The sequence below is a fragment of the Wenzhouxiangella limi genome (assembly GCF_010499265.1).
In the GTDB taxonomy this organism is placed as follows: Bacteria; Pseudomonadota; Gammaproteobacteria; order Xanthomonadales; family Wenzhouxiangellaceae; genus Wenzhouxiangella; species Wenzhouxiangella limi.
In genome coordinates this window covers 1-12,125 of the sequence record NZ_JAAGSC010000031.1, presented here as the reverse complement: position 1 = coordinate 12,125, position 12,125 = coordinate 1, and the positions used below count along the sequence as shown (strand labels likewise).

The window sequence follows — 12,125 nt, the reverse complement described above, 5'->3', positions numbered from 1 at the left end:
CAGGGCTGGCGCATTCAGCCCATGCCCAGAAACAAGGCCATCAGACGGTTGACCGCAACCATGCGGTCTTCCTCCAGGTAACCGAAAGGCTTGCCGCAGCGTTCGCGACTGACGGTATGAATCTTGTCGATCATGACCTGCGAGAGCTTGCGCAAGCCGTTTCGCTCCGAGGGCTCTATATCCAGCCGAAACAAAGGCGTGTCGCGCAACTCCCCGGTCACCGGCATGATGGTCACCGATGGGTGCGCATCGAACAGGTCCGACTGAATCACCAGCGCGGGTCGGGGCTTGCCGTAGTCTCCCTTGAGCGTGACCGTGACCAGATCGCCGCGCTTCATTGCCAGCCGTCTGGATCAGCCACCTCTTCCAGCCACGCCATGGTTTGTGCTTCGTGCGGATCACCGTGCAGCAGCCTGGACTGACGCCGGCACTCTTCGGCAAAACCGGGGCGGCGTGCGTCGGGCACCCAGATCTGGATAGGCCGCAGGCCAGCGCGTCGCAGGTTGATGCGGTAAGCCGCTACGCGCTCACGCGTCGACTGGCTCATTCGTCGTGATCCCGAAAAGTTCAGCGTTACATGTAACCACGAATACGACGCCCGCGCAAGCCTCGGTAGAGATCAGCAGGACGCCTGATCCTGGCCGCCCGGCTCGGTGCCGCCGGCCAGCGGCCCCATGAAGCCGCGGTAGTAGCGTAGCTCGGCGATGGAATCCCTGATATCCTCCAGCGCCAGATGGACCGACTCCTTTTTCAGCCCTTCGGCAATCTCCGGCGCCCAGCGTCTGGCCAGTTCCTTGATGGTGCTGACGTCGAGGTTGCGGTAGTGAAAGAAGGCCTCCAGCTTCGGCATGTAGCGGGCCAGGAAACGGCGGTCCTGGCAAATCGAGTTGCCGCACATCGGCGATTGGCCGGCCGGCACGTAGCGGGCCAGAAAGTCCAGGGTTTCGTCCTCGGCCGCCTCCAGTCCCACGCCCTCCTCCAGGCAGCGCGCGACGAGGCCCGACTCGGTGTGGGTCCTGGTGCACCACTCGTCCATGCCGGCCAGCCGCGCCTGGCTGACGGCGATGGCGCGCACCGGGCCCTCGGCCAGAACCTCGAGCTGGCTGTCGGTGACGATGGTGGCGATCTCGATGATGGTGTCGGTCTCCGGGTCCAGCCCGGTCATCTCCAGGTCGATCCAGATCAGGTTGTTTTCGTCCACGAGACAGTTCCGCGCAAAGCCTGTCGGCGACTATACCAGCGCGGGGCCGGGCGTTGAGCCAAGCGGGGCTGGTCGTCAGGGCGTGGGCCAACCGCGGCATCGCCCAGCTCGACCAGGGCCCGCTGGTCCCGTTCCATTTTCCGCGCCGCCTGATCCGCCCGCTGCCGGGCGACCGGATCATGCTGGACGCGCAGGATTCGCTGATCGAAGTGCTACCGCGGAAAAACGAGTTCGGCCGCGGCGATGCCCGCGGTCGCTTTCGCGCCGTGGCTGCCAATCTTGATCGCGCCGTCATCGTCATCGCGCCGGAACCCGCGCCCAGTCCCGACCTGATCCATCGCTACCTGGCCGGCGCCGCGATCCACGGCATCGAGGCGCTGGTGGTGGTCAACAAGGCCGACCTGGCGCTGCCCGAGACCGGCCCGTTTGCCGACCTGAAAGATCTGGACGCGCTGGGCTATCGCATCGTCCATACCCGCTGCAAGCCGGCCGCCGATCTGGCCGAACTGCCCGACCTGCTGGGCACGGGCGCCAGCCTGCTCACCGGCCAGTCCGGGGTCGGCAAGACCTCGCTGCTCAACGCCCTGATCCCCGACCTGGACGAGCGCACCGGCGCCCTGTCGCAGGTCACCGGCAAGGGCACCCACACCACGACCACCGCCACCGTCTATCCGGTCTCTGAAAACGCGGTCATCATCGACACGCCAGGGGTCTGGGAATACAGCCTGTGGGCCATGCCGCCGGCCGAACTGCAGCGCGGCTTCCCCGAATTCGCGCCCCACGCCGCGCGCTGCCGCTTCCGCGACTGCCGCCACGACAGCGAACCCGGCTGCGCCGTGCGCGTGGCAGCCGAAAACGGCGAAATCCCCGCCTCCCGCCACGCCGCCTGGCTGCGCCTGCTGGCCGAGCAGCGACGCCTTCAGCGCTGAGTCGGCCGGCGGCCGAGCACTGGACACGAACTTCGTGGCCCACTAGAATCGTGGCATGAAGAACGTCACCGTCACCATGGATGAAGACACCGCCCGCTGGGTGCGAATCGAGGCCGCCCAGCGTGGAACCAGCGTCTCGCGATTGATCGGGGAACTGCTCCAGCAACAGCGCCTACGCAATTCCGAGTACCGCGCCGCCTTGGAGCGTTATCGCGGGCGAGAAGCGGTTCCTCTGAAATCGGCGAACGAGAGCTACCCCGAGCGCGACAGCCTGCATGACCGGTAGCGTTTTCGTCGATACCAATGTCCTGGTCTACGCGCGCGATGCCAGCGAGCCAGACAAGCAACCGCGCGCGCTGGCCTGGATGGACTGGCTGTGGTCGCAGCAGTCCGGTCGGATCAGCACCCAGGTGTTGCAGGAGTACTACCAGACCGTCACCCGCAAGTTGAAACCCGGCCTGGATCCGCAAGCCGCCCGCGCCGATGTGCGCGACCTGGCCGCCTGGAACCCCATCACCATCGATCATCCCGTGCTCGAACGGGCGTGGAAGCTGGAAGACCGCTACCGGTTTTCCTGGTGGGATTCGCTCATCCTCGCCGCGGCCTGTCAGGCCGAGTGCGACATCGTCCTGAGCGAGGATCTGGCCTCCGGGCAGCGCGTCGACAGCGTCCGGATCGTCAACCCCTTCGACACCCCACCGCCCGATCGGCAAACGCCTCGGTAGGAGAACTTTCGCCTCGCACCATCAGGGTCGCTACCAGGGCAGTTCCTCGCCGTTGGCGTGGCGGAAGCTGCCGGTGTTGTCCAGGCTCAGCTCGTCGATGCGCTTGATCAGGTTGGCGGCGGCCTCATCGGGGTCGACGTGGCCGGTGTGGCGGGTCATGCCGGTGCGCACGTAGCCGGGGTGGAGCAGGCCGACGGCGATCTGGCGATCCTTGAGCTCATGGGCCAGCGAGACCCCGGCCGTATTCACCGCCGCCTTGGACATGCGGTAGCCGTAGCTGCCGCCGGAGGTGTTGTCGGCAATCGAGCCCATGCGCGAGGTAATGATCACCACCTTGCCGCCGTCAAGCAGATTGCCCAATAGCGCCCGGGTCACCCGCAGCGGGGCCAGCGAGTTGACCTCGAACTGCAGGCGGAAATCATCAAGCTGGTCCTCGATGTCTTCCAGGCTGGTCGAGCGCATCACCCCGGCGTTGTTGATCAGCAGATCGAGCTGGGTGCCTTGCAGGCGATCGGCCAGCTCGGTCAGGCTGCCGCCATCGGTGATGTCGATGCCGGCCTCGACCCGAACCCCGAGGGCGTCGAGCTCGTCCGAGGACTGGCGGCAGACCGCAATCACGTCGTGGCCGGCGTTTTTGAGCTGGCGGGTCAGTTCAAAGCCTATGCCGCGGTTGGCGCCGGTAATCAGTGCTGTAGCCATGGATCTCTCCTGCAAAAATGATCGGTGAGCGTGAAAAGTGAACGTCGGTTGCCATCTCCTCGAGATGGCGCCAGCGGCCGCGCAGATCAAGCGCGGGCAAAATCGACTGGCAGAACGCGCCCGCCTTTCTCGTTGACTTGGGCAAGGCCCAAACCTGACTGCAATCCATGTTCAAAACCAACCCCTTCACCCAAGCCATTCTCGCCGGCGTGCTGCTCGGCTCGGCAGCGGCGGTTGATGCCGCGACCATCCGGGTCGGTACTGATGACCGCTGTGATATCGACAATCTCTCCGATGCCGTCGACAAGGCCGGCAGCGGCGACACCATCCTGATCACCGATAACCAGTCTTACGACGGCGTTTCGATCAGGATCGCAGGGAAATCTCTCACCCTGGAAGGCGGGTACGAGTCGTGCTCCAGCGATACGCCTGACGGACGCACCGTGCTGGGTACAGGCAGCAGCACCGCCATCGAAATAGACGGCGACGGAGGCCCCTATGAAGTCAATCTGATCAACCTTGAAATTACCGGGGTCGAAACGACCGACGACGGCGCCGCCATTCGGCTAAGCAACCCGACCATTCTGTCGCTGGAAAACGTCCGTATCCACGGCAACACCACGACGGGCAATGGCGGAGCGATCTTCATGAACGGCAATCTCCGCCAAGGGGTGTCGGTCGATTCACCGCGCACCGAAATGACCAACAACCAGGCCAACCTTGGCGGCGCGATCTACTGCGAGGAACCCGAAGACACCGACCCGACCGTCCAAGTCGATATCAACGCTGCCCTGATCAGCGGTAATCGGGCCGTGGTCGATGATGAAGGCAACGGCGGTACAGGCGGCGGCATCTACCTGGACAATTGTGATCTGACCCTGCGCGCCGGTGAGCTTGACAACGGCCAGGTCGTGGCCGGCATTCACGCCAACTCCGCCGACAGAAATGGTGGCGGCATTTCCGTCAGGGGCCGCTCGAAAATCGTGCTTGAGGCAACGACCCAGATCGACAGCCAGCCATTGATCGACGGCAACCAGGCCGACGGCTGGGGTGGCGGCCTTCATTGCTTCGGCCTGTCCGGCGATCCCGGCGCCCGGCCTGAAATCACCATGACCGACGGACTGGTGCACGACAACGAAGCCAGAAGGGGCGGTGGGCTGTACCTTGCTTCATGCAACGTCGACATCTATGCCAGCGGCCCGGACCAGGGCATTCAGAACAACGTGGCCAGAACGCCGGAAGGCCAGTTCGGATTATCCGGGGCCGGCGGCATCTGGGTCCAATCGGCCTCCGCCCTGAACATCGACGGCGGCGACCGCAGCCATTCCACGAAAGATCAGCCCGTCTACCTGTCGGGTAACATTTCCGACGACGATTACGGTGCCATGCACCTCCAAACGGCTTTTGACAGCAGCCCCGATGTGAACTTGAGGGATGTCCGCATCGAAGACAACGAAGCCCGCAGAGTTCCCGGTATCTCGCAGTTCGGAGGCCCCACAAGCCTGACGATCAAGCAGTCCGAAGACGGCGACTGTCCGGTTGCCGACGGCCCAGACGGCTGCTCGCAGATCATCAACAACCGTCAAACTTCCGATATCGCAACAGGCGTCGCGATGCGTATCTCGGCCGGTGAATTGGCAATCGAGCGAACGGTGATTCGTGGCAACAGCGGTGGCGGCGCAAGCTCCCTGATCAGCACTCTCGAAAAAGATTCAGCCGCCCCGGAAGTCGATATCACATCCTCGCTGATCGTGGATAACCAGATCGGCGGCATCGTCGAGAGCGAAGGCGATGTCCGAATCGCCTGGACCACGATGGCCGGCAACGTTTCTGCGGGCGGCACACAACCCCTGTTCCAACTCCGGTTCGACGCCCTCGAGGATGATGTACGCCCCACGCTCGACCTGATTTCCAGCATCGTCTGGGAGCCTGATTTCGGCGAGTCGAGCTTTTTCGAACTGGAAGAAGGCATCCTTGACCTCGCCGATTGCGTAGTCACCCACGATCCTGAAGCCGTAGATGCCGAAGCCAGAAGGCCCAACAACGTCATCGGTAAAGACCCGGACTTCGGCGGCCCGCAGCGCGGCGACTGGACCGTGAGCGCGGACAGCCCAGCCTTCCGTTGCGACGACTCTTTCTACGCCAATGAAGCGGATCTCCTGGGGGCCGAGCGCGGGGTGGAAGTCAATGCCGGCGACCCGCTGATCTTCGCCGCCGGCGCCTACGCCATCCGCTCCGCCAACATCCTGTTCAGAGACCGATTCCAGGCCGACTGAGGCTCCGGCGGGGTTATTTCGGCCGGCGCCTGTGGTAATCTTCGGCGGTGACCCGGACGCGGGCCGGGGATGAATCAGACTGGAGGCTGCGATGATCAGACGTTTGACGGTATTGGGTTTACTGGCCCTGGCGCTGAGCAGTGCCGGCGCAGCGCTGGCCGACCGCCAGACCGACGGCGACATGCTGTTGATCGAAAAGGTCATGGAGCGCATGAACCGCGACCTGCCCGGCAACGGCCTGAGCATGGCCGAAGTCGAGCAGCGTTTCGGCAGCCCGACCGAGCGCGCGCCGGCGGTGGGTGAGCCGCCGATCACGCGCTGGACCTACGACGGCTACAGCGTCTACTTCGAGCACGACCTGGTCATCGAAAGCGTGCTCCATCCCGAGGTCGTCATGCGCGAAGTGTCCGACCGCCAGAACTAGCCCCGGCGGCTGCCCGTATCACCATGCCGCACACCGACTACCGGCTGCCGGCAGAGTGGGAGCAGCAAAGCGCCACCCTGCTGGCCTGGCCCCACCCGGCCTCGGACTGGTCTGAACGCCTGCCCGGCATTCAGCAGGAATACGTCCAGCTCGTCCAAGCCATCGCGCCGCGCCAGCCGGTTGTGCTGCTGGTACCGCCCGGCAGCGATGAGGCCGCCGAGCGGCTGGGCGCCCTGCCCGGTCTGCACCTGGCCGAAATGCCCTACGACGATACCTGGTGCCGCGACTACGGCCCGATCACGCTGGTCAGCGGCGGCGAGCGCCTGGCGCTGGATTTCCAGTTCAACGGCTGGGGCGGCAAGTACCCGGCCGCGCGCGACAACCGGGTCAACACCCTGCTCGCCCGCCACGCCCTGTTTTCGCGCCTGCACTTTCGCCAGTACCTGTTCGAACTTGAAGGCGGGGCGATCGAAAGCGACGGCCAGGGCACGCTGCTGGTCAACTGGCACTGCCTGCACGAACGCCACCCGCACCTGAGCCGGGCCGAGATCGAGTACGAACTGTTTGCCCTGCTCAACGTCCAGCGCGTACTGGGCCTGGACATCGAACCGCTGCCCGGCGACGACACCGACGGCCACATCGACACCCTGGCCCGCTTTGTCGGCACCGACACCATCGCCTGGCAGCGCCAGCCCGACGCGCAGCGCAGCCGTATCCTGAAAGGCCAGCTCGACGCGCTGGAGCGTGCCGACGGCCAGGCCTATCGATTGCTGGAACTGCCCCACCCCGAAGGCGTGGATCCCACGCTGCCGGCCAACTACGTCAATTTCGTCTTCGTCAACGGCGCCTGCCTGGTGCCGGCCTACGGCGTCGAAACCGACACCGAAGCGCGCGAGATCCTGGCCGAGACCCTGCCCAAGCGCGACGTCGAAAGCGTGCCGGCGTCAGTCATGATCGAGCAATACGGCGGCCCCCACTGCGCCAGCATGCACATCCCGGCCGCGCTGCCATGACGCCGATATCCGATCGCGGCAGCCTGCGCGTCGCCCTGGTTCAGCACGCCATGGGCCCGGACCGCGAGGCCAACCATGCCGCCAGCCTCGAAGGCATCGCGCAGGCCGCCGCCGACGGCGCCGGGCTGATCGTGCTGCCCGAACTGCACGCCAGCGAGTACTTCTGCAAATACCAGGACCCGGACCTGTTCGACCTGGCCGAGCCCCTGGACGGGCCCAGCCGCCAGATCCTGGCAAAAGCCGCCGAGCGCCACGGCGTGGTCATCGTCGGCTCGATCTTCGAGCAGCGCGCGCCCGGCCTGGCCCACAACACCGCCCTGGTGCTCGAACGCGACGGCGCGCTGGCCGGCGTCTACCGCAAGATGCACATCCCCGACGATCCCGGCTACAACGAGAAGTTCTACTTCACCCCCGGCGACCTGGGGTTCGAGCCCATCGATACCTCGGTCGGGCGCCTGGGCGTGCTGGTGTGCTGGGACCAGTGGTACCCGGAAGCCGCCCGCCTGATGGCGCTGGCCGGCGCCGAGATCCTGGTTTATCCCACCGCCATCGGCCGCGATCCCAACGACACGGTCGACGAGCAGCACCGCCAGCTCGACGCCTGGCGCACCATCCAGCGCGGCCACGGCGTGGCCAACGGTCTGCCGGTGCTGTCGGTCAACCGGGTCGGCTTCGAGCCCGACCGCTCAGGCTCAGGCCTGGACGCCGAGTTCTGGGGCCACAGCCTGATCGCCGGCCCCCAGGGCGAAATCATCGACGAGGCCGGAACCGAGGCCGAAGTGCTGGTCGCCGACATCGACCTGGCCCGCTCCGAAACCGTGCGCCGCATCTGGCCGTTTTTGAGAGACCGCCGCATCGACGCCTACGCCGACCTGCTCAAGCGCTACCGCGGCGCCTGAAGATCGCGTAGCCAGTTCTCCAGGCGCAGGCCATCGACACGCTGAAACTCGCCCACATTGTCCGACACCAGGGTCAGATCCAGCGCCCGGGCCTGCGCGGCGATCCAGTAATCGTTGGCTCCGATGGTCTGCCCGAGCCGCTCAAGGCGGGCCCGAATCTCACCGTAGTGCCGGGCCACCTCGCCATCCAGCGGCAAGCAGGCGAACGACTGCATGACCCGGGCCAGGGCCGCCCGGTTGGCCGACTGCAAGCGGCTTTTTTCAACGCCCAGCTGCAGTTCTCCCAGCACGATCGGCGACAATACGATTTCCGAGGCGTCGACCGACGCCAACCGGGCCCGGATCGACGTCACACCCTTGATGGCAGCAATCAGGATGTTGGTATCCAGCAGGTAGCGAGTCATTTACCAGGCGCTGACCGGCGTGGCGGGAAGATCATCCGGCGCCTCAAGATCGCTAAAAGCCTCGTCCCACAGCGGGGCAAACACCTCGGCCGCCGTGCGCGGCCGCTCGGGCACCAGGCGCGCGACGGTCCGTCCGCGACGGGTGATGACCACTTCCTCACCGGCTTCAACCGAAGCCAGCAGCTGCGCGAAACGCTTGCGCGCATCCACCACCGCGACCGTTTTCATGGCAAAGCCCTCCACTACAAAATGTACATATGGTCATTTATAGCACGGTGAACATCGCTGATGCCAGCTTGTCTTATGCTTGATTCCTCGATCAAGCAACAGGACCATCACCATGTCAGCCACGCTACGCCTTGCTCTGCTCACCGCTGCCGCCCTGATTGTGGCCGGCTGCGCGACCACGCCGCAGTCGGACTACTCCCACGACGGTCTGGAACTGCGCGAGGTGCGCGGACTCGATGAGGTCTGGGTCCGGCCCGGCACCGACTTCGCCAGCTATGAAAACCTGTTTGTCGAGCCGGTCGAAGTCGCCTTCGACCCCCACTGGGACCCGCGCCGGACCGGCAGCCGGCTGCGGCTGAGCGACGACAAGCGCGAAGAAATCCGGCGCGATGCCGCCGAGCTGTTCGACCGCACCTTCCGGCGCGAGCTGGAGGGCTCCGAACGCTTCGAACTGGTCGACGAGGCGGGCGAGAACACCCTGGTGTTCGAGCCGAAAATCATCGACCTGGTCATCAACGCCCCCGAAGACCGGATGAGTTCGAGCCGGGTGCGCACCTACGTCTCCGAATTCGGCCGCGTGACCCTGGTCGGTGAGCTGAAAGACGCCGCAAGCGGCGCCATCGTCGCGCGCATCAGCGACAAGGAAATCGCCCGCACCGCCCGCCCGCTGGAGTTCACCGACCGCTTCATCAACGAGCGCGAGGGCGAGCGCGTGATCCGGCAATGGGCCCGCACCCTCGTCGAACAGCTCGACGGGCTTTAGAGGGCACAACCTCCAGTCACGATGGCACCGCGCAAGGTGCTGCGCTCTGAGCCTGCCACTTCGGCGACGATGTCCAGCAGGATGCGCAAATCCGCCGCATCCAGTTCCAGACCGGACGGCGGTAGCTGAAGAACAAGCACCTGGGCCCGCTCAATCGGCGCTTCGGGGCCGTACAGCGCATCGCTCAGCGCGTCCCAGTTGGCGCCAAACCAGGCATCCAGACCCAGCGCATCGCGCATGGCCGCCATCAGACCGGACTTGTCGACAACCCCGGCCAAATCGACCGCCACCGGATCGAATCCGGCCTGCTCTAGTTGCAAAAGCAGCTGCTCGTCGTCGGCCTCGGCCTCGGCTAAAAACAGTACCGGCTGATCGCCGGCCAGCCAGTCGAGCAGGCGCGCGCGCCAGGCACCCGGCGCGCTCACCGAACCCGCCGGAAACTTCGGTAGTGGTCGCTGGTATAGAACAGCTCACCATCGCGCCCGACCACCAGGCGCTGCGGGCCGGCATGACCGATCCCGGGCGTGCGGATGACGTACTCGCGGTAATGCCCGCCGGGCCGGTTAGGCAGAAGTCTCTCGCGGTTTTGGAACACCCCGCCGTCGTTGCGGTGCGGGTCACGCTCACCGCGCTCGATGCGCGCCAGCACGGGGCCCAGATCGACATCGCCACGCCAGGCCACTTGGCCATCGAGGTCGCGCACCGCCACGCCTTCGACCACCAGGGCCGAATCGCTGAGCTCGGTCGCATCCCCCTGCGGCGACGACCATCCGCCCGGCTCGCTCAGCCACTCAAAGCCGGCCAGCAGCAGCCAGCCGACCAACAGGATCAGCAACAGTTTTCGCATCGGCTATGTCCAGATCATCTTCAACGGCCGGCTTTCTGCAACGCCAGACCGTTGAGAAAGTACCACGTCAGCCAGCTGCGCTTCCTGCTTGCATTTTGCATGCACGGTCCTTATCGTCCTGTTATGAGCGTTCAAATCACAGTTCGTAACGTCCCGAACAATGTGCGCGATGAGCTGGCGGCCCGCGCGGCGCGCAGAGGACAGTCCATGCAGGAATTCCTGCGTCAGCAACTGGAAGTCATGGCGACCCGGCCATCGACGGAAGAATTGCTGGAGCGCATTCGGCTCCGCAAGGCCGGCGCAAACAAAACCCTGTCCGCTAGTGATTTGCTGGCCGCCCGCGATGCCGACCGCAGATGAGCATCGTCGTGTTCACCTAGAGAATATGGGCGCTTCGCTGCAATATCACGAGCTATGACGCCTGGTATGTTGCCATTGCCGAACAGCTCGGTGTACAACTGGCCACGCTGGATCATAAGCTGGCCAACAGCCCGGCACCACGCTGCCACTTCCTCCTGCCAGCAAAAGACATCAAAGGCCCCCTGAGCCGCTAAGGAACGAGACATTTATGCCAAAGTCCAGCAAGGCCCGGCCAGCATTCAGGACGGGAGCTGACGAACGCGAATACTGGGAATCCCATGACTCCAGCGATCAGGTTGACTGGAGCCAGGCGCGCTCGGTTCGCCTGCCTGCACTCAAACCGTCAACCCGGACGATCTCGCTGCGCCTGCCCGAAACGCTGCTCGATCGCATCCGCATCGAAGCCAACAAGCGCGATATGCCCTGCCAGTCGCTCATCAAGGCCTGGCTGGCAGAAGACGTCGAACGTCAGCAGCGCTGAGTCGCCCCGGTGCTGGTTCTAACCGCCGGCCAAAACCGCCCCATCCCCGCCCGCCAGGCGGCGTGTTGCTCGCCGAACATCTCGGCCATCTCGGCATCCTCGCGCTCGGCCTGACGCCGCAGCGCCCAGAGCGCGACAACCAGCAGTCCCAGGCTGACGGCGGTGGCGGTATAGACGGCAGAGGCGGCGTAGAGGAGGGCGTATCCGGCCCATTTTTTCTTATTTCAGGCCGCTTCAACGACCCGCATCTCAATCTGAAGCCCGGCTGCAGTGGCCATGTTCACGAGCACATCCAGACTGAACAGATTGATTTTGCCGCGCATCAAATCGGAGATTCGCGGCTGCGTGACGCCGAATAGCTTGGCAGCTTGTGCCTGATTCATGTCAGTGCGGTCAAGATGGTGCTTGAGCGCCATCATCAGCATAGAACGAAGCTTCATGTTTTCGGCCTCTTCCGGCGTGTCTTCAATAGCATCCCAGACGCTAAAAAATCTCTGATTGATCATTGATTTAGCTCCTGCACCAATTCCCGGAACCGTTTGGAGGCCAAGTCAAGATCGGCCTTGCTTGTTTTTGCAACCGATCGAGTTGATAACCCGCCTCACGTCTAGCTGGAAGAGGAAACTCCCTGAGATCTTCAAGAGAGCGACCGCGAAACTCGACGGATTTCAGCATGGCCATGTACTCACTATACAATATTTTGTATATCGTCGCCAATGCACCGAAGGCTTAGTCAGAACAAAAGTCATAGTTCGAATAGCCAAAACCGCCCCGTCCGCGACCGCCAGGCGGCGTGTTGCTCGCCGAACATCTCGGCCATCTCGGCATCCTCGCGCTCGGCCTGACGCCGCAGCGCCCAGAGCGCGACAACCAGCA

19 protein-coding genes are annotated in these 12,125 nt (G+C 64.5%); 10 read left to right on the top strand and 9 right to left on the bottom strand.

The window, feature by feature from the left end:
- Window positions 1-14: 14 nt before the first annotated feature.
- The 3 genes from G3I74_RS01605 to orn form a co-directional block, all read right to left on the bottom strand.
- Window positions 15-338 carry a type II toxin-antitoxin system PemK/MazF family toxin gene (locus tag G3I74_RS01605; RefSeq protein WP_164209557.1) on the bottom strand — a complete coding sequence of 108 codons (324 nt, stop codon included), beginning with the start codon at window positions 336-338 and terminating at the stop codon, window positions 15-17.
- Window positions 335-547 (bottom strand): antitoxin MazE family protein, encoded by a 213-nt coding sequence (locus G3I74_RS01600; RefSeq protein WP_164209554.1) that lies wholly within the window; start codon window positions 545-547, stop codon window positions 335-337. The genes G3I74_RS01605 and G3I74_RS01600 overlap by 4 nt, the downstream gene beginning before the upstream one ends.
- A gap of 72 nt (window positions 548-619) precedes the next feature.
- Entirely contained in the window at window positions 620-1,201 is a 582-nt protein-coding gene (gene orn / locus G3I74_RS01595) for an oligoribonuclease (protein WP_338063036.1), read from the bottom strand.
- A gap of 53 nt (window positions 1,202-1,254) precedes the next feature.
- On the opposite strand from orn, the gene rsgA reads away from it, so the two are divergent.
- Genes rsgA through G3I74_RS01580 form a run of 3 tightly spaced genes read left to right on the top strand, consistent with a single transcriptional unit; the run spans window position 1,255 to window position 2,855 of the window.
- A complete protein-coding gene (rsgA, locus tag G3I74_RS01590; RefSeq protein ID WP_164209551.1) occupies window positions 1,255-2,130 on the top strand; it encodes a ribosome small subunit-dependent GTPase A in 876 nt (291 codons plus the stop codon).
- 55 nt (window positions 2,131-2,185) lie between these two features.
- Window positions 2,186-2,416 (top strand): hypothetical protein, encoded by a 231-nt coding sequence (locus G3I74_RS01585; RefSeq protein WP_164209548.1) that lies wholly within the window; start codon window positions 2,186-2,188, stop codon window positions 2,414-2,416.
- Window positions 2,406-2,855 (top strand): PIN domain-containing protein, encoded by a 450-nt coding sequence (locus tag G3I74_RS01580; RefSeq protein ID WP_164209544.1) that lies wholly within the window; start codon window positions 2,406-2,408, stop codon window positions 2,853-2,855. Before G3I74_RS01585 ends, G3I74_RS01580 begins: the two co-directional genes overlap by 11 nt.
- Window positions 2,856-2,885: 30 nt before the next feature.
- On the opposite strand, the gene G3I74_RS01575 is transcribed toward G3I74_RS01580, so the two are convergent.
- Entirely contained in the window at window positions 2,886-3,554 is a 669-nt protein-coding gene (locus tag G3I74_RS01575; RefSeq protein ID WP_164209541.1) for an SDR family oxidoreductase, read from the bottom strand.
- 167 nt (window positions 3,555-3,721) lie between these two features.
- Here G3I74_RS01575 and G3I74_RS01570 point away from each other — a divergent pair, with 167 nt between their 5' ends.
- The 4 genes from G3I74_RS01570 to G3I74_RS01555 all read left to right on the top strand — a co-directional run bounded on the left by G3I74_RS01570 (window position 3,722) and on the right by G3I74_RS01555 (window position 8,166).
- Window positions 3,722-5,830, top strand: a complete 2,109-nt coding sequence (locus tag G3I74_RS01570; RefSeq protein WP_164209538.1) for a right-handed parallel beta-helix repeat-containing protein — start codon at window positions 3,722-3,724, stop codon at window positions 5,828-5,830.
- A gap of 91 nt (window positions 5,831-5,921) precedes the next feature.
- Window positions 5,922-6,254: a hypothetical protein gene (locus tag G3I74_RS01565; protein WP_164209535.1), complete on the top strand. Its 333-nt coding sequence runs from the start codon at window positions 5,922-5,924 to the stop codon at window positions 6,252-6,254.
- Window positions 6,255-6,277: 23 nt separating this feature from the next.
- The gene (locus G3I74_RS01560) at window positions 6,278-7,267 is read left to right on the top strand and encodes an agmatine deiminase family protein (RefSeq protein ID WP_164209532.1); all 990 of its coding nucleotides are present in this window, start codon (window positions 6,278-6,280) and stop codon (window positions 7,265-7,267) included.
- Window positions 7,264-8,166 (top strand): carbon-nitrogen hydrolase, encoded by a 903-nt coding sequence (locus G3I74_RS01555; RefSeq protein WP_476726638.1) that lies wholly within the window; start codon window positions 7,264-7,266, stop codon window positions 8,164-8,166. Before G3I74_RS01560 ends, G3I74_RS01555 begins: the two co-directional genes overlap by 4 nt.
- Here G3I74_RS01555 and G3I74_RS01550 read toward each other — a convergent pair.
- Both G3I74_RS01550 and G3I74_RS01545 read right to left on the bottom strand, forming a co-directional pair.
- Window positions 8,151-8,570, bottom strand: coding sequence for a PIN domain-containing protein (locus G3I74_RS01550; RefSeq protein ID WP_164209529.1), 420 nt, complete (start codon window positions 8,568-8,570; stop codon window positions 8,151-8,153). The two genes, G3I74_RS01555 and G3I74_RS01550, sit on opposite strands and share 16 nt — an antisense overlap.
- Entirely contained in the window at window positions 8,571-8,798 is a 228-nt protein-coding gene (locus G3I74_RS01545) for a type II toxin-antitoxin system Phd/YefM family antitoxin (RefSeq protein ID WP_164209526.1), read from the bottom strand.
- 112 nt (window positions 8,799-8,910) lie between these two features.
- Here G3I74_RS01545 and G3I74_RS01540 point away from each other — a divergent pair, with 112 nt between their 5' ends.
- Window positions 8,911-9,561 carry a DUF3313 family protein gene (locus tag G3I74_RS01540; protein WP_164209522.1) on the top strand — a complete coding sequence of 217 codons (651 nt, stop codon included), beginning with the start codon at window positions 8,911-8,913 and terminating at the stop codon, window positions 9,559-9,561.
- On the opposite strand, the gene G3I74_RS15810 is transcribed toward G3I74_RS01540, so the two are convergent.
- Window positions 9,558-9,986, bottom strand: coding sequence for a barstar family protein (locus tag G3I74_RS15810; RefSeq protein ID WP_164209519.1), 429 nt, complete (start codon window positions 9,984-9,986; stop codon window positions 9,558-9,560). The two genes, G3I74_RS01540 and G3I74_RS15810, sit on opposite strands and share 4 nt — an antisense overlap.
- Complete coding sequence (locus G3I74_RS01530; protein WP_164209516.1) at window positions 9,983-10,408, bottom strand: guanyl-specific ribonuclease; 426 nt, start codon at window positions 10,406-10,408, stop codon at window positions 9,983-9,985. Before G3I74_RS01530 ends, G3I74_RS15810 begins: the two co-directional genes overlap by 4 nt.
- 51 nt (window positions 10,409-10,459) lie before the next feature.
- Here G3I74_RS01530 and G3I74_RS01525 point away from each other — a divergent pair, with 51 nt between their 5' ends.
- Window positions 10,460-10,768 (top strand): FitA-like ribbon-helix-helix domain-containing protein, encoded by a 309-nt coding sequence (locus tag G3I74_RS01525; RefSeq protein ID WP_203594457.1) that lies wholly within the window; start codon window positions 10,460-10,462, stop codon window positions 10,766-10,768.
- 208 nt (window positions 10,769-10,976) lie between these two features.
- Window positions 10,977-11,249, top strand: coding sequence for a BrnA antitoxin family protein (locus tag G3I74_RS01520; protein ID WP_164209513.1), 273 nt, complete (start codon window positions 10,977-10,979; stop codon window positions 11,247-11,249).
- A 224-nt stretch (window positions 11,250-11,473) separates the two neighbouring features.
- Here the strand turns inward: G3I74_RS01520 and G3I74_RS01515 are convergent, their stop codons facing one another.
- On the bottom strand, window positions 11,474-11,755 hold the full coding sequence (locus G3I74_RS01515) for a helix-turn-helix domain-containing protein (protein WP_164209510.1): 282 nt from the start codon (window positions 11,753-11,755) through the stop codon (window positions 11,474-11,476).
- Between the last annotated feature and the right edge of the window lie 370 nt (window positions 11,756-12,125).

Bases quoted from the DNA above. Each gene is read 5' to 3' on its own strand.
- G3I74_RS01605 (WP_164209557.1), bottom strand. From the start codon at position 338: ATGAAGCGCGGCGATCTGGTCACGGTCACGCTCAAGGGAGACTACGGC.
- G3I74_RS01600 (WP_164209554.1), bottom strand. From the start codon at position 547: ATGAGCCAGTCGACGCGTGAGCGCGTAGCGGCTTACCGCATCAACCTG.
- G3I74_RS01585 (WP_164209548.1), top strand. From the start codon at position 2,186: ATGAAGAACGTCACCGTCACCATGGATGAAGACACCGCCCGCTGGGTG.
- G3I74_RS01580 (WP_164209544.1), top strand. From the start codon at position 2,406: ATGACCGGTAGCGTTTTCGTCGATACCAATGTCCTGGTCTACGCGCGC.
- G3I74_RS01575 (WP_164209541.1), bottom strand. From the start codon at position 3,554: ATGGCTACAGCACTGATTACCGGCGCCAACCGCGGCATAGGCTTTGAA.
- G3I74_RS01570 (WP_164209538.1), top strand. From the start codon at position 3,722: ATGTTCAAAACCAACCCCTTCACCCAAGCCATTCTCGCCGGCGTGCTG.
- G3I74_RS01565 (WP_164209535.1), top strand. From the start codon at position 5,922: ATGATCAGACGTTTGACGGTATTGGGTTTACTGGCCCTGGCGCTGAGC.
- G3I74_RS01560 (WP_164209532.1), top strand. From the start codon at position 6,278: ATGCCGCACACCGACTACCGGCTGCCGGCAGAGTGGGAGCAGCAAAGC.
- G3I74_RS01555 (WP_476726638.1), top strand. From the start codon at position 7,264: ATGACGCCGATATCCGATCGCGGCAGCCTGCGCGTCGCCCTGGTTCAG.
- G3I74_RS01550 (WP_164209529.1), bottom strand. From the start codon at position 8,570: ATGACTCGCTACCTGCTGGATACCAACATCCTGATTGCTGCCATCAAG.
- G3I74_RS01545 (WP_164209526.1), bottom strand. From the start codon at position 8,798: ATGAAAACGGTCGCGGTGGTGGATGCGCGCAAGCGTTTCGCGCAGCTG.
- G3I74_RS01540 (WP_164209522.1), top strand. From the start codon at position 8,911: ATGTCAGCCACGCTACGCCTTGCTCTGCTCACCGCTGCCGCCCTGATT.
- G3I74_RS01530 (WP_164209516.1), bottom strand. From the start codon at position 10,408: ATGCGAAAACTGTTGCTGATCCTGTTGGTCGGCTGGCTGCTGCTGGCC.
- G3I74_RS01520 (WP_164209513.1), top strand. From the start codon at position 10,977: ATGCCAAAGTCCAGCAAGGCCCGGCCAGCATTCAGGACGGGAGCTGAC.
- G3I74_RS01515 (WP_164209510.1), bottom strand. From the start codon at position 11,755: ATGATCAATCAGAGATTTTTTAGCGTCTGGGATGCTATTGAAGACACG.